Source organism: Variovorax sp. YR216 (assembly GCF_900107745.1).
Taxonomy (GTDB): domain Bacteria; phylum Pseudomonadota; class Gammaproteobacteria; order Burkholderiales; family Burkholderiaceae_C; genus Variovorax.
Genome location: NZ_FNRO01000009.1, coordinates 52,491 through 74,950, shown reverse-complemented (window position 1 = coordinate 74,950; position 22,460 = coordinate 52,491). Strand labels below are relative to the sequence as shown.

Here is a 22,460-nt window from a genome sequence, read left to right as displayed (position 1 = left end):
ATGAAACTGGCATTCAGGATCCTCCTCGCGCTCGTGGTGCTGGCGCTGGCAGGCGCCGCGGTCCTCTGGTGGCTGCGGCCCGCCGCGTTGCCCGAGCCCGGCCGGGCCAGCACCGCCCCGAAGGACGCGACCAGCGAGATCATCGCCCGTGGCGAGTACCTCGCGCGCGCCGGCGACTGCGTGGCCTGCCACACCGAGGCCACAGGCAAGCCGTTCGCGGGCGGCCGGGCCATGCCCACGCCCTTCGGCGCACTCTTCGTGCCCAACATCACGCCCGACGACGAGACCGGCATCGGCCGATGGACCCCTGAAGACTTCTACCGGATGATGCACACGGGGGTCTCCAAGGACGGCGCGCTGCTCTATCCTGCGATGCCGTTCGCCTCCTACACCAAGGTCACCCGCGCGGACAGCGACGCCATTTTTGCCTACCTGATGTCGGTCACGCCGGTGCGCCAGCAGAACCGGCCGCACGAGCTCAAGTTCCCGTTCAACAACCGCGACCTGCTGATCGGCTGGCGAACGCTCTACTTCAAGGAAGGCGAGTTCGTCCCGGACCCGAAGCAGAGTGCCGAATGGAACCGCGGTGCGTACCTGGTGCAAGGGCTCGGCCACTGCGCGATGTGCCACACCGCGATCAATGCGCTCGGCGGATCGAGCGAATCGAAGGCCTTCGAAGGCGGCATGATCCCCAACCAGAACTGGTACGCGCCATCGCTCACGTCCAACCGCGAAGCGGGGCTGGGCAACTGGGAGATCCAGGAGATCGCGGACCTGTTGCAGGTCGGCGTCTCGCACCGCGGCACCACCTACGGCCCGATGGCGGAGGTGGTCTACAACAGCCTGCAGTACCTCAGCGACGAGGACGTGCGTGCCATGGCCGTCTATCTCAAGGCCCTGCCGCAGCGCGACTCCGAGCCGCCGCCGACCAGCCAGGCCCGGCTCGTGAGCCCGGGCGTGATGGAGACCGGGCGCAAGATCTACGGCACGCAATGCGCGATGTGCCATGGGGACGAAGGCAAGGGGCATCCGCCGTCCTTCCCGCCGTTGGCGGGCAACCAGTCGATCACGATGGCCTCGCCGGTCAATTCGATCCGCATGGTGCTCAACGGCGGCTACGCGCCGGGAACGCGCAAGAACCCGCGCCCGCACGGCATGCCGCCCTTCAGCCACATCCTCGACGACGAGGAAGCGGCTGCCGTGGTGACCTACATCCGCGTGGCTTGGGAGAACAGCGGCACGCCGGTCGACGCATCCCAGATCAGCGAACTTCGCAAGTTGCTGCCCCAGTGAGGAAACCATCCATGTCCAGCATCGACGAGCAAGAGGAAGACCGCCGCGTCGACGACATCGTGCGCCGCGGGCCGATGGGTGCGTTTGCGGTCGCGGGCATCGCCACCGCCATCGTGGTGGCGATCTACTTCATCTTCTATTTCGCGGTGTACCTGCCGCGCGGTGCGGTGCAATGAGCGCAGCCATGCCTTCGCATGACGAGTCCGAGCTGGTTGCCGTCGCGGCCGAGCGGCGATGGACCTGGATCGTCGGCGCCATCATCGCGGTACTGATGTTGATGATGGTCGTCACCGGCCTGCACTGGGCCTCGATGCCGCCGTCGCGCGTGGAGACGGTGGATGTGAAGACGCTCCATCTGCGCGGGGAGTTCGTCGAACGCAATCTCGGCACCGCGGTCGAGGCGGACGGCCGGGTGGTGGTCCGCCTCATCGCGCAGCAGTATTCGTTCGAGCCTCAATGCATCGTGGTCCCGGCCGACACGCCCGTGACCTTTCGCGCGACGGCGACGGACGCGATTCACGGCTTCATCATCGGCCGCACCAACGCCAACACGATGGTCGTGCCTGGCTTCGTGGCGACCTTCACGACATCGTTCAGCCGGACCGGCGAACAGCTGATGCCGTGCCACGAATACTGCGGCACCGGGCACGAGGCCATGTGGGCCCGCGTGCAGGTGCTGCCGCAGGGCGAATTCACGGCCAAGGCGCGGCCGGGTGAAAGGCTCAGTTGTGTTGCACGCTAGAAAACTCGTTCTGGCCCACTTCTGGGTGGCCTTCGTCGCCTTTCTCGGCGCGCTGGTTCTGGGGGCGTGGCAGATGTACGTCCGCAGCCCGCTGTCGACCTGGATCAACAACCCCGAGCACTACTACCGCTCGGTCACCGGCCACGGCACCGTCATGGCCTACGTGCTGCCGACCCTGGTCGCGATGGGCTTCGGTTACGCGATCTCCGAGCTTGCGCTGAAGAAGCCGCTCATCGGCCTGCGATGGGCGTGGGCCGGATTCTGGCTCGTCGTGGTCGGCACGGCGGTGGCGGCGGTGACGATGGCAGTGGGCAAGGCGTCGGTGCTCTACACCTTTTATCCGCCAATGCTGGCGAGCCCGTTCTACTACCTGGGCGTCGTGCTGGTGGTCGTGGGCTCGTGGATCTGGGTCGCGCTCATGTCCATCAACCTGCGCGCATGGAAGAAGGAGAACCCCGGCGAGCCCGTCCCTCTGGCGATGTTCGGCAACGTGGCCGGCGCGTACCTGTGGGCGTGGACATCGCTCGGCGCGGCGATCGAGGTCCTCGTGCTGATCCTGCCGGCGTCGCTCGGGCTCACCGACACGATCAACGCCGGGCTCGCGCGCGTCTTCTTCTCGTGGACGCTGCATGCCATCGTGTACTTCTGGCTGATGCCCTCGTACATCGCGTTCTACACGATCGTGCCGCGCGCCATCGGCGGCCGGCTGTACAGCGACACCATGGGCCGCGTGGCCTTCGTGCTCTTCCTCGTGTTCTCGATGCCGATCGGCATCCACCACCTCTTCGCGGACCCGCAGGTGGGCGCGGGCTTCAAGTTCGTGCATGCGGTGATGACCGCGATGGTGTCGGTGCCCACGCTGCTCACGGTGTTCACCATCGTGGCCTCGGTCGAGATCGCGGGGCGGCTGCGCGGCGGCCAGGGAACCTTCGGCTGGCTCAGGACGCTGCCGTGGGACAACCCGATGATGCTGGCGGTGACGTTCTCCTTCATCATGCTCGGCTTCGGCGGTGCCGGCGGCATCATCAACATGAGCTACCAGCTCAACGAGACGGTGCACAACACGCAGTGGGTGACGGGGCACTTCCACCTGATCTTCGCCGGCGCGATCGTGCTGATGTATTTCATGATCGCCTACGAGTTGTGGCCGCAGCTCACCGGATGCGCGCCGCTGTCGGCCGGGCTGGTCAAGACCCAGATCTGGCTGTGGTTCGTCGGCATGATGGTGCTGTCGATGCCCTGGCACCTCGTCGGCCTGCTGGGCATGCCGCGGCGCATGGCCTACTACGACTACACGCATCCCGAGTTGCAGCCGCAGGCCTGGACCGTCACCGTGTCGGCGATCGGCGGGTTCATCCTGCTCGCGTCCGGGATCCTGCTCGTGTATACGCTCGCCACCGCGCGCAAGAAGGAAGGCGCGGCCGTGGCGCCCTTCACGTTCAGCCGCACGGCACATCCGGCGGCGCATACGCCGGTCGCGCTGAATGGCTTCGGCCTCTGGGTCGCGATGATGATCGGGCTCACGATCGTCAATTACGGCTACCCCATCGTGCAGCTGGCTTCGCTGAAGGAAGCCTCCGTGCCCGTCATACCGATCGGGAGCCGGTGATGAAAGTACACGGCATGCCCGGCTGGAGCAATCCATGGTTCCGCAAGAGCGTCATCTGGTTGATCGTCCTGACGGTGGGCGCGTTCCTGGTGGGCTTCGTGCTGCTGCCTTCGGTGCACGGCGACTTCAGCGCGAAGGGGCTGTGGGCGAGCATCTGCCGGGCGGCGGGGGTGCCCAGCGACTGGTCGTTCGGCACCACGCCGCGCGAGGCGCCCACCGCCACCGACGTGGTCCTGGACCGTGCGATGGGCAAGGAAGGCTCGCGGCAGGCGATCGGCCGCGGTGCCACGCTGGCGCTGAACTGCACCATGTGCCATGGCGCGCAGGGGATGAGCACCTCCGATGCGCCCAACCTGGCCGGCCAGTACCCGGAGGTGATCATCAAGCAGCTGATGGACTACCGAAGCGGCAAGCGCGCCAGTCCGATCATGGTGGCGCTCGCCACGAACCTGTCGGACGCGGACATCGCCGACCTCGCGGCCTACTACGCCTCCCTGCCGAAGGCGCGAACCGCGCCGACGACCTATGACGAGGCGCTGCCCGCGCTGGTTCGGGTCGGCGCGCCGCTGCGCAACGTCGCGCCCTGCGTCTCGTGCCATGGCGGCATCGACCAGAAGTTCGGCGCCCCGTGGCTGGAAGGCATGCCCAAGGGCTATCTCGCGCTGCAGCTCAAGGCCTTCCGGTCGGGCGAGCGCGGCAATGATTCCGAGGCGCAGATGCGCAACGTGGCCCGCTCGATGACCAACCAGGAAATCGAGGAAGTGTCGGTGTTCTACGCACGGAAGGCCGGCACGCCCTCGGAGTGACCGAACGGCAGCCGCACGCGACTTCGAAGGAATTCAGCATGGCACTCGAACACGCTGCCCCGGGCGAGGCCCGCGATGTCCGGCCCTTTGGCGCGGCGCTGGCCGAGCAAAAGACGTCGGCCATCTTCAAGTCGCGGCAACTCGAAGTCATGCGCCTGGTGCTGCAGGCCGGCAGGAAGCTGCCGCCGCACAAGGTTCCGGGCGAGATCACCATCCACTGCATCGAGGGGACGATGGTGGTCGGCCTGGGGAGCGGTCCGCGAAGACTCGAAGCGGGGCAGATCCTCTTTCTCGAGGGCGATGCAATGCACGATGTCTGCGCGGAAACGGATGCTTCGGCGCTCGTAACGATCGTGCTGCGCGATGGCTGATCTGCTGAAGATCCAGGAGCCGGATGCCGTCCCGACACTGCCGCCGCAATGGTCGGCCTTTCTCGAACTGGGATTCCGTCCCTTGTACATCGCCGGATGCTTCTGGGCCGCGGTCTCGGTGGCGCTCTGGGTGTTCGTGCCGGAGTTGCTGAAGGGCCGGATGCCTGGCGTGTTCTGGATCAGCCCTCACCGGCGCGCGGGCGTCCGGTGATGAAGATGTCCACGAAGCCGTCTACCGGGTCGTCTGCATCCAAGTGATGGCTGCATGAGCGAGCGGGTTGGTTCGGCTATTTGCCGCTACCTCCGCCGCCACCTCCACCTCCTCCTCCTCCTCCACCACCGCCACCGCCACCGCCACCGCCACCGCCACCACCACCACCGCCACCACCACTCCCGCTTCCGCTTCCGCTTCCGCTTCCGCTTCCGCTTCCGCTTCCGCTTCCGCTTCCGCTTCCGCTTCCGCTTCCGCTTCCGGAACCGGAGCCGCTTCCTCCACCGCCGCTCGACCCGCTCGACCCGCTCGACCCGCTCGACCCGCTCGACCCACTCGACCCACTCGACCCACTCGACCCGCTCGACCCACTCGACCCGCTCGACCCGCTCGATCCATGCCCGGAAGACGAACCGGAAGAACTCGAACTGCCTCCCGACCCCCCGCCAGGGCCTCCCGGCTCGATCAACACTTCATCGACGACGATGCGCCGCTGCGCATCCATGCGCCCCTTCACGCGTACGAACTGGTTCACCACCAGATCCGCCGAGCTGCCGCCCTTCACGAGCGCCTGCGGATCGAGTTGCAGGCTGGCGCCCTGGTCGAGGCTGAGGGATCCCTTGGCGACATCCTGTACGTAGCCTTCGATGAGGACGTCCCGCACCCGGCCCAGCTGATCCGTCATCGGAGCCGGCGCCACCTGTTGCGCCATCAGCATCTCGCCGTTCCAGCGACCGGCGACGAGCACTTCGGCGCCACGGTCGACATGGCGCGGTGTCGCGCCGCCAGACAGTTGCACGCGCGTCCCGCTGACTTGCATTGCGTCGTCCGTGACGACCTCCACGCGCCCGATGATCTGCGCCAGCCGCACCCCGGAGGTCGGCGCAAGCTCTTCGATTCGCGACGCGACGAGCACACCGTCGGACTGACGATGTCCGCTGAGGCGCACCCAGTCGCCGATTCGCTTGCCATTCAATGCGCCGGCCGGCCGCACCCTTGCCGTCTGGCCGAGCACGCGCACGGTGCCCGCGGTGGCGTCGATGGCTTCCATCGGCCCCACGAGCGCGTGGATCATCGCGATGGCTTGCGCCTGCATGTCATGGCCTGCACCCGTGGCGCGCACCGCCACCATCTGGCCCACGGCCAGCTCGCCGGCAGATGCCGGTCGGCCGTTGTCCGAGATCGGCGTGCGCGCGTCGAAGCGCACTTCGACGCCGTTGACGCAGATGCTGGCGAAGCCGGTCACCACGCCGACGATGCCCGTGCCGCCGATCCCACCCGTCGGATCGGTCGCTCGCGCCGTGACGCCAGTGCCTCCGATGCCGCCCGTGGCGCCTTCACCGCCGGCGCGCGCGCTAAGGCCTGTACCGCCAATTCCCCCGGTGCCACCGCTGCCGTTGCCCTCACCCGCCGCACGCGCGCTGCGCCCGAGCGGGTTCACCGGTGATGCGCCGGTCTCGCAGACGTCGGGGCTCTGCGCCCCTGCCGCTGTGGCCGAGAGCAGCAGGGCGCAAGCGAGTGCACGAAGGAGGCGACGGTTCATTTTTTCGACCCCTTTGCTTTCTTCCTGGCTGGCGGCGCGGGCGGTGCGTCGGCCGCGGCCGAATCCTCCGCATAGAAGTAGACGCCGAACGTCATCCGCTGCCGCTGGGAGTCGTCACCGATGCCGCGCTTGGCCGATGCAAGCGCGGTCTTGTTGACCGCGACCAGCGCCTGCATCCCCAGCGTGCCGGCCTGCTGCGCCAGCTTGGCAACCGTGTCGGCGCCCAGCCCGTCGTAGTGCACGCTGCGCTCGAGAAAAGGCGGCTGGCCGCCCGAAAGGTTGTGCGCTGCGGCCGCCGCATGGTCGTGGAGGTTGTGGCCGAGGTAGAAGCTCATTTCATCGAAGCCCTTGGTCGGCACGAAGGCGCCGGCATTCAGGCACACGCGTCCTTCATCGTCGATGTGCACGACGCCCAGTCGCAACCATTCGTCCAGCACCACGCGCGGACGGATGTCCCGGTTCACTCGGGCAACCAGGGCCTCGAACGACAACTCGCCGCCTTCGCTTGCAAAGCGGTTCAGCGGCAGGGGCGCGCCGGACCTGTCGATGTACGGCCGTGTGCCCATCCACTGCGCGACCACCTGTGCGCCGAGTGAAACCACTTCGGGCACCGTCTCTTCGCCGGATGCCATCGCCTGCCGCAGCCGGCTCACTTCCTTGCGGTGCACGCCGGACACGAGGCTCACACGGCTGTCGGTAGGCGGCATGTCGTCGATCCGGAAGTCGCGGTCGGCGATCTCGACGAAGAGGGACTTCAACAGCTCGCTGGCATACGTGAACGTCACGCCGCGCGACAGCATGAGCTTCACCAGGGGGCGCAGCGCATGAATCAGCGCCTGGACGAAAGCGCGCGGTGGACCGGCATCGGAGGGAGCGGCGTCGTTGGACATGGCACAAGGGGCAAGAGGAAGGCGGGAGTGGTTTGTGGGAAATTGTCACACAAACATTTGACGTGGGTAAATTTCCCGCATATTCTGCGTTTCAGGCGTGGGTAAATTTCCCACGTCTTCAACTTTTCACAGGAGACCGACATGGACAACTTCAGAAGGACGGCCACGGCGAGCATCTTCGCGTTGGCGTTGGGCGTGATCGCGGGTCCCGCGATGGCACACGGCGGAGGGGGCGGGAGCGGGGGCGGGGGCGGCGGCGGAGGAGGCGGCGGAGGAGGTGGCGGAGGAGGTGGAGGTGGAGGTGGAGGCGGGGGTGGAGGCGGGGGTGGAGGCGGGGGGGGAGGTAGGGGGGGAGGAGGGAGCTCAGGCGGATCGAGTGGTGGTTCAGGTGGTTCCAGTGGTTCCAGTGGTTCGAGCGGTTCCAGTGGTTCGGGTGGTTCGATTGGTTCTAGCGGTTCTAGCGGTTCGAGTGGTTCTAGCGGTTCTAGCGGTTCGAGCGGTCCCGGGTCCAGTGGATCAGGTGGTTCCGGTTCTCCCGGCTCGGCGACCGCAAGCAGTGGCGGAAGCGGCCACGGCGCTGGCGAGAGCGCTGGCCATGGCATCGGGCATGGTGCAGACGACGCGCCGGGCCACGCCGATGCCGTGGGTCCGCATGGCGTGGGTCACGGCGCCGACGATGCACCTGGCCATCACTGAGCGCCTCGGCCAACATACTTGTAAATGACTGCGTCCGTTGTCCGCCGCCTCGTCTGCTCGCGCGTTCAGGAGCAAAGAGGCGGCTGTTGCCTCTTAGACCATGAGAGTCAACGTGAACCTTCCTCTTCTCAAGTTTGCTGCCGCTGGTGTTGTTTCGTCCTGTCTTGCATTGATGGCGACCACCGCCAATGCGGAAGTGAACTGGTCCGTCAACGTGGGCGTCCCGGGTGTCGTCGTCACCGAGCCTGCACCGGTCTATGTGGCGCCGGCGCCCGTGTATGCGCCGCCGCCCCCGGTCTACTACAGGTCGGCGCCCGCGGCCTACTACCGCGCTCCGCCGGCGTACTACGCGCCTGCGCCCGTCTACGAAGGACCGGCCTACTACGACGCGCCTCCCGCGCCTGTCTACTATCGCCGCGGCGAATGGCGTCATCGCCATCACGAGCGCGGTGACGACGATCGGGACTGACCTCCGCACACGCGTGCGCCTGTTGCTCAATGCGCTCCGGCGGCATGCGCTCGCAGCGCCTCGTACAGCCGCGCGGCGGCCGCACCCAGCCCGCTCGCCGGCCGTAACGCCCCGATGGGCGCCAGCGGATGCGCGTCGCCCCCGCGCAGATGCACGAGCCGTCCGGCATCGAGCAAGGGCCTGACGAGGTTCAGCGGCAGCAGCGCGAGCAGATCCTGCTGCTGTAGAAGCTGCCATAGCATCGGTGCCGACCGGGTCACGATCGGGTAGGTGGCCGGCATGGCGGGGAAGCGCTCCGCGAGTTCGTCGAAGCGCCTGCGCGCCGACAGCGACGCGGGCAGCAGGAGCCAGCGATGCGAGGACAGCGCTTTCACGCTGGGCGCGCGTGCGCCTGCCAGCGGATGGCCGGGCCTGCACACGACCACGAAGCGGTCGCCGCGCAGGGGATCGAACATCCATCCTTCGGGCACGACCGCGGGCTCGCGGCAAATGGCCAGGTCGACCTCGCCGCGCGCGATGGCCAGCAGCTGGTCTTCGCCTTCCGCCTCTTCGAGGCGCACCTGGATGTTCGGATGACATTCGCTGAATCGCGGCAGCGCATCGAGCAGCAGTCCGTGAACCGCCGAGGCCGATGCGATCAACCGGACATAGCCCTCGCCCTGGTTCTGGCGCGCGGCCAGCGCCGCCGCGCCGTCGGCGAGGCCGAGCAGCAACTGGCGCGCGACAGGGAGCAGGTCCGCGCAGGCGGCCGTGGGGCGAACGCCCCGGGCATGCCGGTCGAACAGGCGGATGTCGAGCAGGGACTCCAGGTAGGCCAGCGTCTGGGTCACCGAGGACTGCGTCATGCCGATCGCCTGCGCAGTGCGCTGCACGCTGCCCAGTTCGGCCAGGAACAGCAGCACCTGGATGTGCCGGAACTTGCCGCGCGCGAGGAGGCGGTTGAGCAGGGCGGAGGGCGTTTGCATGAGGATTCGGAAAGTCTAATGGCTCGGGGCAAATATTAATTTGTCACCGATACCTCGCTCTGGCGAAGATGCGTGCTGCGGGCCACGTACCTGCACCCGCCCCGGCGGCGTTCAACAGTTGGAGACACCATGAAGCCCCTCATCCGCGCCGTTCGCGCCGTGGCCGCCACGGCGATCGTCTTTCAGGCCCTTGCCTGCGGTGCGGCCTCCGCGCAGCCTGCGGACTGGCCGTCGCGCCCCATCAGGATCGTGGTGCCCGCACCGGCCGGCGGTCCCTACGACCGCACGATGCGTCCGGTCGCGCAGCGGATGGCGCAGACGCTCAAGCAGCCGGTGGTGATCGACAACCGGCCGAGTGCCGGCAACGTGGTGGGCACGCAGGTCGGCGCCAGTGCGCCGCCCGACGGCTACACGCTCACGATGACGGGGATGCTCAACACCATCGCGCAGAGCATGTATGACAACCTGTCCTTCGATATCGTCAAGGACTTCGAGCACATCGGGGTCATCGGCGAAGGTGCGCAATGGCTGGTGGTGCGCAGCGATGCGGGCATCGCGAGCCTTCAGGACCTGGTGCAACAGGCGCGCCGCGAGCCGGGCAAGATCAACTATGCGAGCTCGGGCGCGGGCAGCACGGGCCACCTCGTCATGGAACAGCTCCAGCGCGCCGCGCAGATCCAGCTCACCCACGTGCCTTACAAGGGCGCTGCACCGGCGCTGCAGGATGTCCTGGCCGGCGTGGTCTCGGTGATCGTGGTGCCGCCGACGTCGGTGACGCCGATGGTCCAGAGCGGCAAGCTGAAAGTGCTCGCCACTTCCAGTGCCGCACGTGCGACCGGCTCGCCCGACGTGCCGACCTTCGCGGAGCTTGGCTACAAGCAGCTCACGGTGACCTCGTGGGTCGGCCTGTCTGCGCCGAAGGGCACGCCCAAGCCCATCGTCGACAAGGTGCACGACGCGCTCGAATCGGCCCTCAAGGACCCGGCGGTGCTCAAGCAGCTCGAAGCCGAAGGGTTGGCCACGCTCAGCGGCACGCCCGCGCAGTACGCACAAATGGTGCGCGCCGACACCGAGCGCTGGGGCAACCTGGTGCGCAGCCTCAACCTCAAAGCCAACTGATCCGACACGCCATGCCATTTGCCGATTCGCGGGGACGCCGCATCTACTACGAACGCCACGGCCAGGGACCGGCCGTGCTCTTCCTGCACGGGGCCGGCTCGAACGCCGCCACATGGTGGCAGCAGTTGCCGTTGTTCAGTCCGGACCACACCTGCCTGACGATGGACATCCGTTGCTTCGGTCGCTCGGTGGCGCCGCTGGATGAGTTTTCGCTCGACAACTTCGTGGCCGATGTGATGGCCGTCCTCGACCGGGAGCACGTCGATCAGGTGAGCATCGTGGGCCAGTCGCTGGGCGGCATGATCGGCCTGAAGACGGCACTGGTGCATCCGCAGCGCGTGGCCGCGTTCGTGGCCTGCGACAGTTCGCTCGCCATCGATCACCCGGTGCTGCTCGGCATCCTGGAAAAGCGCCAGATCAGCCAGCGCGCGACCTCCATCGAGCAACGCTCGCTGGGCCGTTGGTTTCTCGAGACGCATCCTGACAAGGCGGCGCTCTACGCGCAGATCAATCACTTCAACCCCAGCACGCATTCGGTCGCCGCGGCGGATTGGGGCGCCACGCTCGCTTCCTTGATGCAGCCCGGCCGGGTGATTCCGATGGCGGCTTTGCGCGATGTGCATTGCCCGACGCTGCTGCTCGTGGGCAGCGAAGACCCCATCGTTCCGGTGGCCGTCGTGAACGAGCTGACCGGCTGGATCCCCGGCAGCGAAGTCGTGGTGGTCGCCGATGCGGGGCACTCGACCTATTTCGAGAAGCCGGCGGAGTTCAACCGGCACGTGCTCGATTTCCTGCGCCGTCGTGTCAAATAGCCATTGCCTCGCCAAGCAATCACAAGAAGGAGACAAGGCAATGTTCAAAGGGAAGACCCTCGCGCGTGCGCTGTGCCTCGCGGCAATGAGCCTCGCTGCGCATGCGCAGAACGTCGGCAGCTTTCGGGACGCCGGCAAGTCGGCGGTGAACTACACCAACCCGGTCGCGTCGTCGACGGGTGACTGCGCGAAGCTCGGGCAACAGGTGGTGTCGGTCGAAGGAACGCGGATGACGGTGCTTGCGTCGGAAGTCGTCCCGGCGGCACAGGGCGTTCCAGACTTCTGCCGCATTGTCGCGATGCTCGACCCCGAAGTGCTGATCGAGGTCGCGCTGCCCATGCGATGGAACGGCCGCCTGTACATGCGCGGCAACGGTGGCTATGCCGGCGAGCGGATCGACGCGCCCAATCGCGTGGCCTTGCGCGACGAAGCGCTCAAGCGGGGTTTCGTCGCCGCGCAGACCAACACCGGCCATGATGCCGTTGCCCAGCCGCTCGGCACCTTCGCGCAGAACAACCTCGCCAGGCTCGTCGACTACAGCCACCGCGCGGTTCACCTGACTGCCCAGGCATCCAAGGACCTGGCGGCCGCGTTCTACGGACGAAAGCCCGCCAGGTCGTACTTCGATGGCTGCTCGACCGGCGGACGGCAGGGACTGATGTCCGCGCAGCGCTACCCGGCCGATTTCGACGGCATTGCCGCGGGGGCGCCGGTGCTCAACTTCACCGGGACCATGTACGACTACGTCTCGTACGCACCGCTGGTGAGCAAGGCGGGCTTCACCTCGGCGCAACTCTCGGAGATCGGCCGTGCCATCGTCGCGAAGTGCGATGCGGCGGACGGCTTGCAGGACGGGGTGATCAGCGATCCGCGCCAGTGCAGGTTCAACCCGAGGACCGACCTGCAGGGTCTCAGCGAAGCGCAGATCACGGCGCTGGAGACGGTGCATGCCGACATGCAGCACAAGGGGAAGAGCGTCTTCCCCGCGTGGCCCTGGGGCTCGGAGGCGCCCGACACCAACGGGATCAGCGGGTGGGCCGAGTGGTTCGTGTCCATTCCGCCGCCGCCTCCGCCGCCGGGCGCCCGCCTTGCATCGGTCGGGCAGGCCTTGCCGCCCGGCGAAACACGCCAGAGCGCCTACGCGCAGACCTTCCTGCGCTACTTCGCCGACCAGCCCGCGAGCCGTCCGGATGCCGACTGGCGCACGTTCAACCTGGACGAGGGCTATCGGGCCACGAGCTTCATGAGCCAGTTGCTGGATGCGCGCAATCCCGACCTCGGCGCGTTCAAGGCGCGTGGCGGCAAGATGATCACCTACCACGGCTGGGCCGACCCGGCCCTCAATCCGATGATGACCATCGGCTACTACGAGGAGGCCGGTCGCGCCACCGCCAAGCTCGACGACAGCTACCGCGTGTTCATGGCGCCCGGCATGCAGCACTGCGGAAACGGGAACGCACCGAACGTGTTCGACGCCGTGACCGCCGTCATCGACTGGGTCGAGGCGGGCCGTGCGCCGGCTTCGCTCGTGGCCGTGCAGCAGCGGCCCGACGGGTCGGAGCGAAGCCGGCCGCTGTGTCCCTATCCGCAGGCCGCGCAGTATGTGGGGGGAGATGCGGACAAGGCGGCGAGCTTCGCATGCCGATGACGGAATCCGGGCCGGACGGCGCAATGCCTGGCGCGTCGTGTTGACACATGTCGGCCGGCGCCCCTATGTTCGGCGCTGAACACGGTCGACGTCATGTCAACTTCATCCCCACCTTGCACCGCTGCCGAAGCGGTGGCCCGCCTTCAGGAAGGCAATGAGCGTTTCATCCAGGGCCGCGCGCGTTTTCCCACGGTCCAGAAGGAGGTCCTGGCCGAACTCGCCAAGGGCCAGCAGCCGTTCGTGACGATCCTCGGATGCAGCGACAGCCGGGTGCCGCCCGAACTGGTGTTCGATGCCTCCTTCGGCGAGCTGTTCGTCATCCGGGTGGCGGGCAACGTCCTCGGGCCGAGCATCCTCGGCACGCTGCAGTACGCCGGCTCGCATCTGAAGACGCCGCTGTTCGTCGTGCTGGGGCACGAGGGATGCGGGGCCGTCGAGGCCGCGATCGGTTCGCGGTTCCACGGTGCCCGACAGAAAAGCAGGATCGAGATCCTGCTCGAGAACATCGAGCCGGCCCTCGAGGGGCTCGATGGCACGCTGCCCCGCGCGACATTGCTTCAGCACGCCGTGGAGGCGAACGTGCGGCACACCGTACGTACCTTGCGTGCCACACCGGAGGCCCAGGCGCGCGAGCGCGAAGGCGTGATGACACTCATTGGCGCCGTCTACGAACTGCAGACCGGCCGCGTGCGCTTCCTGGCGCCGGACGAATAGCATTGCATTGCATTGCATTGCATTGCGACGAGACGTCGCAATTCGTTCCCGGGAACGTATCGACGTGCTGAGACCCACCATTCAAACGATCAGGCTCTGGATCTGGGCGGCTGCCGCCGGCGCACTGGGCGCCGCTTCGACCATCGGCTTTCGCTGGCTGACGCAGCAGGTCGAGTGGCTGGCGACCGGGCACACCGGCGGACTGGTCGAGACGGCCATGTCGCTGTCGGCCTGGCACCGCGCGGCGGTTTGCGCCGTCGGCGGGCTGCTGGCGGGGCTCGTGCTGCATTGGGGCGGCCGATGGGCCGCGAAGGGCCCGCGCGGCGATCGCAATCTCGATTACATCGAGGCGGCACGCGCCGGCCGCGTGGACCTGAACGACCGCACGACCTTCACCCGCACGCTGTCGGCGTTGTTCTCGATCGGCACGGGCGCGGCAATCGGGCGCGAGGGACCGATGGTGCAGCTCGCGGCGTGGGTGAGTTCATGGTTGGCGCGCTCGGTGGCCCTGTCGCCCGAGCAGCGCAACACCATCATGGTCTGCGGCATCGCCTCGGGCATCGGCTCCGCCTACCACGCACCGATTGCCGGTGTGGTGTTCGTGCTCGAACTGGCGCTGGGGTTCTTCGCGCGCAGCACGGTCGCGCCGGTGCTGATCGCGTCCGCGACCGCCAGCGCGCTGATCTACTGGCTGATCGAGCCCACGCCCCTGTACGTCATGTCGGGCAAGCCGGTGCTGCCGACGGGATTGGGCGTCGCGCTGTTGTCCGGCATCGTGTTCGGCGGCATCGGATGGGTGTGGCTCGCGTTGCTCGACAAGACGCGCGATCTTTTCTCCCGGGTAAAGTCGATGCCGATCCGGCTCGGCGTCGGCGGGGTGCTGGTGGGGCTGATCTCGGCGGCGATTCCCCAGGTCTGGGGCAACGGCTACAGCGTCGTCTCGCAGGTGCTCCAGGGCGAGCACCTGTGGCAGTGGCTGGCGGTGATCCTGGTGGCCAAGGTGGCGGCGACCGCGCTGAGTTCAGGCAGCGGCGCCATCGGCGGCGTGTTCACGCCTTCGCTGTTCGTCGGTGCAACCGCGGGCAGCGTGCTGGCGCAGATCGCGGCGACCTGGATGCCGGTGGCATGGGTCGGCGATCCGCGCGCGTTCGCGGTGGTGGGGATGGCGGCTGTGCTGGCCGCGGTGACGCATGCCCCCTTGATGTCCATCGTCATGGTGCTGGAGATGACGGACCAGTTCCAGCTCACTGTGCCGGTCATGCTCGCGTGCGGGGTGGCGCATGCGATCAGCACGCAGTTCGGTGCCAAGCCGATCTACGGCAATCCCATCGAAGCCAGGAGCGGATAGCCTGATCGGCTGCCTTTCGAAGCATCGGAGATGCGGTAGGTCTTGCGGAGGTTGTCGACGAGGGCGCGGACACTCACGAAGTCCGCGCCGTGCCGCCTGCCGGCCCTGAGACTAGGTGCTGACGCGCACCGCCGCAAAGACCAGCGAACCCAACACCACGGCAGCCGCAGTGACGATGGCCAGGCGATTGGCGAAAAGGCGACGCATCACGACCTCCTGATTTCAGCTGGGTTTCGAGTGTCCTACCGGTACGCGATGGTGGCAAGCCGAGTGAATCGGACGCGGAAACGCTGCAGGACAATACGACGTTTGAATGGAGTCCCCCCAACGATGAAGCACGTCTGGATCGACACCGACATGGGCTTCGACGATCTCGCCGCCGTGCTCACGGTCATGCAGACCCCGCCCTGGCACGTGGACGGCATGTCGCTCGTCGCCGGCAACGCCCCGCTCGAGGTGGTGATCGACAACGCGCTGCGTGCCACCGCTTACTTCGAATGGGGCTTTCCGGTCCATGCAGGCAGCGCGAAGCCGATCGCCAGCGAACTGGTCACGGCGCAGAACATCCTCGGCGCGGACGCCATGGTCTCGGCGGGGCGCAGCCTGCCGAAGACACGGGCGGCGCTGGCGTCCGGCGATGCGGTGGTCGCGCTTGGCGACTACCTTGCCTCCACCCCCGAGCCGGCAACGGTCCTCGCGCTGGGCCCGCTCACCAACATCGCGCTCATGCTTCGCGAGCGCCCAGAACTTGCTGCGCGGATCGGCCGGCTCATGTGGATGGGCGGCAGTGCCGGGCCGGGCAATCACACCGCGGCGGCGGAATTCAATGCCGCGGTGGATCCGGAGGCGATCAATGTCGTGCTCGAGGCCGGCGTGTCGCTGCACATGGTCGGGCTCGATGCATGCCGGCAGGTGCGCGTGCACGCGAGCGATGCCGAAGCACTGCGGGCGCTCGGCTCCGACAAGGCCGAAGTGCTGGCCGACCTGCTGCTCGGCTACGTGCGCATCGCCAGCCCGGCGGGCGCGCTGCCGATGTCGCTCTATGACCCGACGGCCGCGGCTGCGCTGGTGGCGCCCGAGGGGATGAGCTTCCGGCCGGCGCATGTGGTGGCCGAATGCAAGGGCGAGCACACGCGCGGGATGACGGTGGTCGAGTGGCGGGTGCCCAGGCGCGCCCAGCCCAATGCGCAGGTGGCCAGCGTGGCCGACGAGCCGCTGCTGCGTCGCGTGGTGCTGGACGCGCTCGCGCGCGCCGCCAGCTGATCAGTCCCGCAGCACCCAGCCGTCGGGCACGGCCTTCAGCAGGGGACTCTCGAACACGCCGACCACCCGCGCGGCGCGTTCGGCGCCGAGCCGCTCGACCCAGCGGCGGCCTTGCAGCATCGCGACCCCGCAGGCGATCACGTTGCCGCCCAGCGACTCGATCAGGTTCCACGCCGCGAGCAAGGTGGTGCCGGTGCTGACGGCGTCGTCGACCAGCACGAGTCGCTTGCCGTCGATCAGCGGTCGCAGATGGGGGTCGAGGTAGACGCGCTTGCCCGGTGTGGGGGAAGTGATCGAATGCACGGCGGCGGACAGCGCTTCGTCGTACCAGAACTTGCGCGAATAGCCCATCGGCACATAGCGCGCGTGCCCCAGTGCGCGCGCCACCACAGGCGCGAGCGCGAGGCCGAGCGTGGGCAATCCGATCACCAGTTCCGGCATCTGCGCCGACAGGCGTTCGGCAAGCATCGTGCCCAACGTGTCGACAACATCCAGCGATGCGTGGTTGACCAGCAATGAAGCGACGGCATGCGAGGGCTCGTTGGCGAGCCGCCGGATCGGCAGCACGAGCACCCGCCCATCCGGCAGGCGCGCCGGGTAGCCGAATTGCCAGGGCGCCTCCGGCCGCTCGACCACATCGGCCGGGACGATGCGCTGCCAGTAGTCGGTGGTGGGCTCGGTGAAGTGACGGGTCATGGCGAGGTCAGAGTGCTTCGAGCTGGCGCGACGGATCGGGGATCGGCGTGGCGGCCAGCAGTCGCTGGGTGTAGGGATCGCGTGGCGCGTTCAGCACCACGTCTGCATCGCCGCTTTCCACCACGCGGCCCTGGTGCATCACCATCACGCGGTCGGCCATGGCCCGCACCACGCCCAGGTCGTGCGTGATGAAGAGGTACGAGAGATTCCGCTCGCGCTGCAGATCGAACATCAGCCTGAGGATCTGCGCGCGCACCGAGACATCGAGCGCGGACACCGGCTCGTCGGCAACGATCAGCGCGGGGTTGGGTGCCAGCGCACGCGCGATGCCCACGCGCTGGCGCTGGCCGCCGGAGAGTTCGTGCGGAAGCCGGTCGCGGAAGTGCGCGGCCGGCAGCCCGACCTGGTCGAGCAGCGCATCGACTTCGGCCGCCGCGGCGCGCCGGTCGAGTCCGCGGTGATAGGTCAGCGGCAGCGCGACGCTCTGGCCGATGGTGCGACGCGGGTTCAACGATCCGCCGGTGTCCTGGAACACCACCTGGACCTCGCGGCGAAAACTGCGCGCCGCCTCGCCGGACCGCGTCGCGACGTCCATGCCCTTGTAGAGAATGGTTCCCTCGCTCGGTGCGGTGAGGCCCAGCAGCATGCGGCCGAGCGTGGTCTTTCCGCTGCCGCTTTCGCCGACCAGGGCCAGCACTTCGCCGGCCCGGATCGTCAGGGACACGCGATCCACCGCGCGCTGCATCTGCCGCGCGCGGAACAGCCCGCCGCTCGCGCGCACGGGAAAGAGCCGGCTCAGGTCGCGGGCTTCGAGAAGCGGTGCGGTCGTGCTTGCGTTCATGCTGACGCGACCTCGTTGCGCCGCCACGCGTCGGCGGCGATCGGTTCGTCGCTCAGGTGGCAGCGGTCGGCGCCGGCGCCGTGCGATCGCAGCGCCGGCACGGCGCTGTCGCAGAGACCGGCGCGGGCGATGGGGCATCGCGGATGAAAACGACACCCTTCCGGCCAGTGGCCGGCGATGGGCACGCTGCCCGGAATCGAGAACAGCGAATGCGCGCGGGACCGCGGGCTCAGGATGCTGCCCAGCAGGCCTTGCGTGTAGGGATGGCGCGGCGCCGCGAAGAGCGGCGCGACCGCGTTCGACTCGACCACCTGGCCGGCGTACATCACGTTGACGCGCTGGCATGTCTCGGCCACCACCGCGAGGTCGTGCGTGATCAGCAGGATGCCGAGGTCGAGTACCTTGCGCAGGCGCATCAGCAGCTTCAGGATGCCTGCCTGCACGGTCACGTCGAGCGCCGTGGTCGGCTCGTCGGCGATCAGCAAGGCGGGCCGCATCGCCAGTGCGGTGGCGATCAGGATGCGCTGGCGCATGCCGCCGGAGAGCTCGTGCGGGTACTGGCGGGCAACGCGCGCGGCGTTGGGCAGTTCCATCATGTCGAGCAGTTCGAGCACCCGCGCCTCGAGCCCCTCGGTATGCCCGTGCGCGCGCAGCGGCTCGGCGATCTGGCGTCCGACCGGCATCAGCGGGTCGAGGTAGCTCGTCGGGTCCTGGAACACCATGCCCACGCGCGCGCCGCGCACTGCACGCAGTTCGGCGGGGCTCAACTGCGCGAGGTCCCGGCCTTCGAGCAGGACCTGCCCCGAGGCCACCCGCGCCAGAGGCGACGGGAAGAGGTTCATGATCGCGAAGGCGGTCATCGACTTGCCCGAGCCCGATTCGCCGACGAGGCCCACCGCCTCGCCACGCCGCACGGTCAGCGACAGGTCGTTGACCACCCGCAGCGCAGTCGCGCCGCGGCCGATGTCGACCGACAGGCCGCGCAGGTCGAGCAGCAGATCGGCATTGCTCATTTCGGCCCCCGTGGGTTCAAGGCATCGTTCAAGGCGTCGCCAAGGACGTTGAACGACAGCACCGTGAGCGCGATGGCGAGCCCCGGAAACGCCGACATCCACCACGCGCTGCGCAGGTACTCCTGCGCGTCGTTGAGCATCGCGCCCCATGACACATGGTTGGGATCGCCGAGGCCGAAGAAGCTCAGGCTCGCCTCGATCAGGATCGCCATCGCGATGTCGAGCGAGCCGAGCACGATGATCGGCGCTGCCACGTTGGGCAGGATCTCGCGCACGATGATCGCGCCGTGACCCATGCCCGCCACCCGTGCCGCGTCGACGAACTGCGACTGTGCGAGCGCGGCCACCGAGGCGCGCACCACGCGCGCGAGCTGCGGCCAGGAGAGCGCGGCGATGACCACAATCATCTTGAAGACGCTGGTTCCGAACAGCGCGATCACGATCAGCGCCACCACGAAGCGCGGCAGCGTCTGGAAGAACTCGGCGATGCGCATCAGGAGCGCATCGAGCCAGCCGCCGAAGTAGCCCGCCAGCGCGCCGACGATCACGCCGACGACGACCGCGGCCAGCGCGCTCATGACGCCGACGGTGAGCGAGATGCGCGTGCCGAAGACCACACGTGCCCAGATGTCGCGGCCCAGGTCGTCCGTGCCGAGCCAGTGGCCGGGCGAGAGCGGTTCGAGCAGCGAGCTGTCGCCGCCGCCGAGCGGGTCGTAGGCGGTGACCAGTGGCGCGAAGATCGCGAGCGTGAAGAGCAGCGTGAGGAAGGCCAGTGCAAGCAGCGTCGTCGGCCGTTTCATGCGCGTTCGATCCTCGGATCGATCAGTCGGTGAATGATGTCAGTGACGAGATTTGCGATGACCACGGTGACGGACACCATCAGCAGGATCGCCAGCATCACCGGATAGTCGCGCTTGGAGATCGATTCATACAGCAGCCGCCCGATGCCGGGCCATGCGAACACGGCCTCGATCAAGGCCGAGCCCGCGAGCACGAAGCCGACGTTGTAGCCAATGACCGTCAGCACCGGTGCCGCGGCATTGCGCAGCGCGTGCACCACGACGACTGTCCACTCCGACGCGCCGCGCGAACGCGAAGCGAGGATGAAGTCGGCGTTCATCACCTCCAGCATCGCGGCACGGGTGATGCGCGTGATGAGCGTGAGGTAGCGCAGCGACAGGGCGAAGGCCGGCAGCACCAGGTACGACAGGTGCTGCATGAAGCCGCCGAAGCCCGGCGCCGCGCCGCGAACGGGGTTGTTGCCTTGAGACGGCAGCCATCCGAGCCAGATGGCGAACACGAGGATCAGCAACTGGCCGAGCCAGAAATCCGGAATCGAATAGCCCGCCGACGAAACGCCCTGGATCGCCGAGTCGACCAGCCCGCGGCCGGTGCGTGTGGCCGAACGCGCGGCGACGACGCCGAAGACGATGCCCAGCACGCTCGCGAACGCGAGCGCGGTCATGGTGAGTTCCAGCGTGGCGCCCAGCCGTTCGAGGATGAGCGCCGCCACCGGCTGCTGGTTGGCAAACGAAAAGCCGAAGTCGCCCTGGACGACCTTGCCCAGGTAGCGCAGCAGCTGGATCCACACCGGCTGGTCGAGCCCGAACTCGCGGCGCATCTGCTCGAGGTATTCGGGCGGCGCGGGAAAGTCGCCCACCAGCAGCGTGATCGGATCGCCCGGCGTGAAGGCGATCAGCAGGAAGTTGAGCACCACCACCGCGAGCAGCAGCGGAATCGCGTGCAGCAGGCGCCGCAGGATGAAGGAAGACATCGACCAGGACTAATCCAGGCGTCTTACGCCGGCCCATTGGTCGCGCGCATCCAGCGCGGGGAACACGCCGGTGAGCTTCTTGCTCGCGGTGTCGACCGTCTCTTCATCGAACAGCACCAGCGTCGGCAGGTCCTCGTTGAGGATCACCTGCAGCTCCTTGTAGAGCTTGGCACGAACCTCGCGATCGGTGGCCGTCGCGGCGCGGCTCAGGAGGTCGTCGACCTTCGGATTCGAGTAGCCGCTCGCGTTGGTGTTGGGCGCGGTGCCGGTGTAGGTGTTGTACAGACGGGTATAGCCGATGGCCGGGTCGCCGGCCGAGAAGTACGAGCCCAGCATCATGTCGTAGTCGCGCTTGGCGAACACGCGGTCGTAGTACACCGAGCGTTCGAGCGGCTCCAGCTTCACTTCGAGGCCGATCTGGCGCAGGTTGTCCTGGATGATCTGGGCCTGCGCGCGCATCTGCGCACGGCTGGCGTCGAAGGGCATCCGCACCGTCGTGCTGCCGGCCTTGGCGCCGGCCTTCTCGAACAGGACCTTGGCGCGCGCGGGATCGAGCGGGTACTTCTTGGCGTAGCTCACGTCGTCGTTGAAGAGCCATTTGAAGCCGTCGCCGAAGGCACCTGCGCCCGGGCGGGCGATGCCGTTCATGGCCTGCTTGACGAGCCGCTGCCGGTCGATCGCCAGGGCCGCGGCATGGCGCGCCTCGATCTTCGAGAACAGCGGCGACTGCGTGTTGAACATCAGGAAGTACACCGCCGGGATGTTCACGCCGCGGCGCGGCACCAGGTTCTTGTCCGCCAGGATGCGCGGAACCTCGGGCTTGGGCGTGTAGAAGTCGAGCAGTTCGTCGATCTCGCCGGTCTGCAGCGCGGGCACGCGGTTGGCCGCCTGCGGGATCACCTGGAAGATGATCGATTCGAGAAAGGGCTTGTCGCCGTCCCAGTACTGGTCGTTGCGCACGAGCTTGATGCTGGCCCCGCGCTTCCATTCGCCGAACTTGAAAGGACCGGTGCCCACCGGCTTCTGGTTGGCCGGGTTCGTGCCGATGTTGCTGCCGTCGTACAGATGGCGCGGGAGGATCGGCGCATCGAACACCGTCATCTGCGACAGCAGGGGCGCGTAAGGTTTCTGCAACCGGACCACCACGGTCAGCGCGTCAGGCGTGTCGACCTCCACGCCGAGGTTCTTGAACACCGGGGCCGCGCGCGGATGCAGCTTGCCGATGACTTCCATCAAGGTGAACTTGACGTCGGCGCTCGTGAAGTCCTTGCCGTCGTGCCACTTCACGCCCGGGCGCAACGTGAAGCGGTAGGTCTTGCCGTCGGGCGACACCGTCCATGCGGTGGCGAGCGAGGGCTTCGGGTTGTATTGCGGATCGAGCCACACCAGGCCTTCGAGGATCTTGGCCGAGACATCGCCGGCCGCGAAGTCGGTGGTCGTGCCGAGGTTCAGCGTCGGCGGATCCGCATCGATGGCGAGCACCGCGGTGCCCTTGCCGGTGGCCGCGCGCCCGTAGCGCGTGGTGGCGAGGCCGCCGGCCGCAGCGAGCGCGCCGAGGGTCAACTGGCGGCGGGTGAGACGAGGGAGCGTGGAGTTCTTCAAGTGGTCAGTCATCGTCGGGGGCATTCCTGCGGAGC

22 protein-coding genes and 1 pseudogene are annotated in these 22,460 nt (G+C 67.7%); 14 read left to right on the top strand and 9 right to left on the bottom strand.

What is annotated here, in order from left to right:
- The 7 genes and pseudogenes from BLW05_RS21555 to BLW05_RS21525 form a co-directional block, all read left to right on the top strand.
- Nucleotides 1–1,293, top strand: a complete 1,293-nt coding sequence (locus BLW05_RS21555; protein ID WP_093165603.1) for a c-type cytochrome — start codon at nucleotides 1–3, stop codon at nucleotides 1,291–1,293.
- A gap of 11 nt (nucleotides 1,294–1,304) precedes the next feature.
- Nucleotides 1,305–1,469 carry a hypothetical protein gene (locus tag BLW05_RS36015; protein ID WP_093165602.1) on the top strand — a complete coding sequence of 55 codons (165 nt, stop codon included), beginning with the start codon at nucleotides 1,305–1,307 and terminating at the stop codon, nucleotides 1,467–1,469.
- Nucleotides 1,470–1,477: 8 nt separating this feature from the next.
- A complete protein-coding gene (locus tag BLW05_RS21545) occupies nucleotides 1,478–2,035 on the top strand; it encodes a cupredoxin domain-containing protein (RefSeq protein ID WP_093165601.1) in 558 nt (185 codons plus the stop codon).
- Entirely contained in the window at nucleotides 2,022–3,644 is a 1,623-nt protein-coding gene (locus BLW05_RS21540; RefSeq protein ID WP_093165600.1) for a cbb3-type cytochrome c oxidase subunit I, read from the top strand. Before BLW05_RS21545 ends, BLW05_RS21540 begins: the two co-directional genes overlap by 14 nt.
- Nucleotides 3,644–4,450 carry a c-type cytochrome gene (locus BLW05_RS21535; RefSeq protein ID WP_093165736.1) on the top strand — a complete coding sequence of 269 codons (807 nt, stop codon included), beginning with the start codon at nucleotides 3,644–3,646 and terminating at the stop codon, nucleotides 4,448–4,450. Before BLW05_RS21540 ends, BLW05_RS21535 begins: the two co-directional genes overlap by 1 nt.
- Before the next feature lie 38 nt (nucleotides 4,451–4,488).
- Nucleotides 4,489–4,821 (top strand): cupin domain-containing protein, encoded by a 333-nt coding sequence (locus BLW05_RS21530; RefSeq protein ID WP_093165735.1) that lies wholly within the window; start codon nucleotides 4,489–4,491, stop codon nucleotides 4,819–4,821.
- A pseudogene (locus tag BLW05_RS21525) lies at nucleotides 4,814–4,999 on the top strand (NnrS family protein); the annotation flags it as partial. The gene BLW05_RS21530 and the pseudogene BLW05_RS21525, both read left to right, overlap by 8 nt.
- Nucleotides 5,000–5,108: 109 nt before the next feature.
- Here the strand turns inward: BLW05_RS21525 and BLW05_RS36010 are convergent.
- On the bottom strand, nucleotides 5,109–6,575 hold the full coding sequence (locus BLW05_RS36010; RefSeq protein WP_177142759.1) for a DUF5666 domain-containing protein: 1,467 nt from the start codon (nucleotides 6,573–6,575) through the stop codon (nucleotides 5,109–5,111).
- Nucleotides 6,572–7,465, bottom strand: a complete 894-nt coding sequence (locus tag BLW05_RS21510; RefSeq protein ID WP_093165597.1) for a DUF6502 family protein — start codon at nucleotides 7,463–7,465, stop codon at nucleotides 6,572–6,574. The genes BLW05_RS36010 and BLW05_RS21510 overlap by 4 nt, the downstream gene beginning before the upstream one ends.
- Before the next feature lie 808 nt (nucleotides 7,466–8,273).
- Here BLW05_RS21510 and BLW05_RS21500 point away from each other — a divergent pair.
- Nucleotides 8,274–8,630, top strand: a complete 357-nt coding sequence (locus BLW05_RS21500; protein WP_371126957.1) for a hypothetical protein — start codon at nucleotides 8,274–8,276, stop codon at nucleotides 8,628–8,630.
- Between the two features lie 26 nt (nucleotides 8,631–8,656).
- Here the strand turns inward: BLW05_RS21500 and BLW05_RS21495 are convergent, their stop codons facing one another.
- A complete protein-coding gene (locus BLW05_RS21495; RefSeq protein WP_093165595.1) occupies nucleotides 8,657–9,595 on the bottom strand; it encodes a LysR family transcriptional regulator in 939 nt (312 codons plus the stop codon).
- Between the two features lie 129 nt (nucleotides 9,596–9,724).
- Here BLW05_RS21495 and BLW05_RS21490 point away from each other — a divergent pair, with 129 nt between their 5' ends.
- From BLW05_RS21490 to BLW05_RS21465, 6 genes are all read left to right on the top strand, one after another.
- Entirely contained in the window at nucleotides 9,725–10,714 is a 990-nt protein-coding gene (locus tag BLW05_RS21490) for a Bug family tripartite tricarboxylate transporter substrate binding protein (RefSeq protein ID WP_093165594.1), read from the top strand.
- 11 nt (nucleotides 10,715–10,725) lie between these two features.
- Nucleotides 10,726–11,526, top strand: a complete 801-nt coding sequence (locus BLW05_RS21485; RefSeq protein WP_093165593.1) for an alpha/beta fold hydrolase — start codon at nucleotides 10,726–10,728, stop codon at nucleotides 11,524–11,526.
- 40 nt (nucleotides 11,527–11,566) lie between these two features.
- The gene (locus BLW05_RS21480; RefSeq protein ID WP_177142758.1) at nucleotides 11,567–13,174 is read left to right on the top strand and encodes a tannase/feruloyl esterase family alpha/beta hydrolase; all 1,608 of its coding nucleotides are present in this window, start codon (nucleotides 11,567–11,569) and stop codon (nucleotides 13,172–13,174) included.
- A gap of 93 nt (nucleotides 13,175–13,267) precedes the next feature.
- The gene (locus tag BLW05_RS21475; RefSeq protein WP_093165591.1) at nucleotides 13,268–13,888 is read left to right on the top strand and encodes a carbonic anhydrase; all 621 of its coding nucleotides are present in this window, start codon (nucleotides 13,268–13,270) and stop codon (nucleotides 13,886–13,888) included.
- A gap of 64 nt (nucleotides 13,889–13,952) precedes the next feature.
- A complete protein-coding gene (locus BLW05_RS21470; protein WP_256330427.1) occupies nucleotides 13,953–15,236 on the top strand; it encodes a chloride channel protein in 1,284 nt (427 codons plus the stop codon).
- A 330-nt stretch (nucleotides 15,237–15,566) separates the two neighbouring features.
- Nucleotides 15,567–16,499, top strand: a complete 933-nt coding sequence (locus BLW05_RS21465) for a nucleoside hydrolase (protein WP_093165590.1) — start codon at nucleotides 15,567–15,569, stop codon at nucleotides 16,497–16,499.
- Here the strand turns inward: BLW05_RS21465 and BLW05_RS21460 are convergent, their stop codons facing one another.
- Genes BLW05_RS21460 through BLW05_RS21435 form a run of 6 tightly spaced genes read right to left on the bottom strand, consistent with a single transcriptional unit; the run spans nucleotide 16,500 to nucleotide 22,437 of the window.
- Nucleotides 16,500–17,195, bottom strand: coding sequence for a phosphoribosyltransferase (locus tag BLW05_RS21460; RefSeq protein WP_093165589.1), 696 nt, complete (start codon nucleotides 17,193–17,195; stop codon nucleotides 16,500–16,502). It lies immediately after the preceding gene.
- Between the two features lie 7 nt (nucleotides 17,196–17,202).
- Nucleotides 17,203–18,036: an ATP-binding cassette domain-containing protein gene (locus tag BLW05_RS21455; RefSeq protein ID WP_093165588.1), complete on the bottom strand. Its 834-nt coding sequence runs from the start codon at nucleotides 18,034–18,036 to the stop codon at nucleotides 17,203–17,205.
- Nucleotides 18,033–19,049 (bottom strand): ABC transporter ATP-binding protein, encoded by a 1,017-nt coding sequence (locus BLW05_RS21450; RefSeq protein ID WP_093165587.1) that lies wholly within the window; start codon nucleotides 19,047–19,049, stop codon nucleotides 18,033–18,035. The genes BLW05_RS21455 and BLW05_RS21450 overlap by 4 nt, the downstream gene beginning before the upstream one ends.
- Nucleotides 19,046–19,849, bottom strand: coding sequence for an ABC transporter permease (locus tag BLW05_RS21445; protein WP_093165586.1), 804 nt, complete (start codon nucleotides 19,847–19,849; stop codon nucleotides 19,046–19,048). The genes BLW05_RS21450 and BLW05_RS21445 overlap by 4 nt, the downstream gene beginning before the upstream one ends.
- Nucleotides 19,846–20,823, bottom strand: a complete 978-nt coding sequence (locus tag BLW05_RS21440) for an ABC transporter permease (RefSeq protein ID WP_093165585.1) — start codon at nucleotides 20,821–20,823, stop codon at nucleotides 19,846–19,848. Before BLW05_RS21440 ends, BLW05_RS21445 begins: the two co-directional genes overlap by 4 nt.
- 9 nt (nucleotides 20,824–20,832) lie before the next feature.
- On the bottom strand, nucleotides 20,833–22,437 hold the full coding sequence (locus tag BLW05_RS21435) for an ABC transporter substrate-binding protein (protein WP_177142757.1): 1,605 nt from the start codon (nucleotides 22,435–22,437) through the stop codon (nucleotides 20,833–20,835).
- Nucleotides 22,438–22,460: the final 23 nt, after the last annotated feature.

Bases quoted from the DNA above. Each gene is read 5' to 3' on its own strand.
- BLW05_RS21555 (WP_093165603.1), top strand. From the start codon at position 1: ATGAAACTGGCATTCAGGATCCTCCTCGCGCTCGTGGTGCTGGCGCTG.
- BLW05_RS36015 (WP_093165602.1), top strand. From the start codon at position 1,305: ATGTCCAGCATCGACGAGCAAGAGGAAGACCGCCGCGTCGACGACATC.
- BLW05_RS21545 (WP_093165601.1), top strand. From the start codon at position 1,478: ATGCCTTCGCATGACGAGTCCGAGCTGGTTGCCGTCGCGGCCGAGCGG.
- BLW05_RS21535 (WP_093165736.1), top strand. From the start codon at position 3,644: ATGAAAGTACACGGCATGCCCGGCTGGAGCAATCCATGGTTCCGCAAG.
- BLW05_RS21530 (WP_093165735.1), top strand. From the start codon at position 4,489: ATGGCACTCGAACACGCTGCCCCGGGCGAGGCCCGCGATGTCCGGCCC.
- BLW05_RS36010 (WP_177142759.1), bottom strand. From the start codon at position 6,575: ATGAACCGTCGCCTCCTTCGTGCACTCGCTTGCGCCCTGCTGCTCTCG.
- BLW05_RS21510 (WP_093165597.1), bottom strand. From the start codon at position 7,465: ATGTCCAACGACGCCGCTCCCTCCGATGCCGGTCCACCGCGCGCTTTC.
- BLW05_RS21495 (WP_093165595.1), bottom strand. From the start codon at position 9,595: ATGCAAACGCCCTCCGCCCTGCTCAACCGCCTCCTCGCGCGCGGCAAG.
- BLW05_RS21490 (WP_093165594.1), top strand. From the start codon at position 9,725: ATGAAGCCCCTCATCCGCGCCGTTCGCGCCGTGGCCGCCACGGCGATC.
- BLW05_RS21485 (WP_093165593.1), top strand. From the start codon at position 10,726: ATGCCATTTGCCGATTCGCGGGGACGCCGCATCTACTACGAACGCCAC.
- BLW05_RS21480 (WP_177142758.1), top strand. From the start codon at position 11,567: ATGTTCAAAGGGAAGACCCTCGCGCGTGCGCTGTGCCTCGCGGCAATG.
- BLW05_RS21475 (WP_093165591.1), top strand. From the start codon at position 13,268: ATGTCAACTTCATCCCCACCTTGCACCGCTGCCGAAGCGGTGGCCCGC.
- BLW05_RS21465 (WP_093165590.1), top strand. From the start codon at position 15,567: ATGAAGCACGTCTGGATCGACACCGACATGGGCTTCGACGATCTCGCC.
- BLW05_RS21460 (WP_093165589.1), bottom strand. From the start codon at position 17,195: ATGACCCGTCACTTCACCGAGCCCACCACCGACTACTGGCAGCGCATC.
- BLW05_RS21455 (WP_093165588.1), bottom strand. From the start codon at position 18,036: ATGAACGCAAGCACGACCGCACCGCTTCTCGAAGCCCGCGACCTGAGC.
- BLW05_RS21450 (WP_093165587.1), bottom strand. From the start codon at position 19,049: ATGAGCAATGCCGATCTGCTGCTCGACCTGCGCGGCCTGTCGGTCGAC.
- BLW05_RS21445 (WP_093165586.1), bottom strand. From the start codon at position 19,849: ATGAAACGGCCGACGACGCTGCTTGCACTGGCCTTCCTCACGCTGCTC.
- BLW05_RS21440 (WP_093165585.1), bottom strand. From the start codon at position 20,823: ATGTCTTCCTTCATCCTGCGGCGCCTGCTGCACGCGATTCCGCTGCTG.
- BLW05_RS21435 (WP_177142757.1), bottom strand. From the start codon at position 22,437: ATGACTGACCACTTGAAGAACTCCACGCTCCCTCGTCTCACCCGCCGC.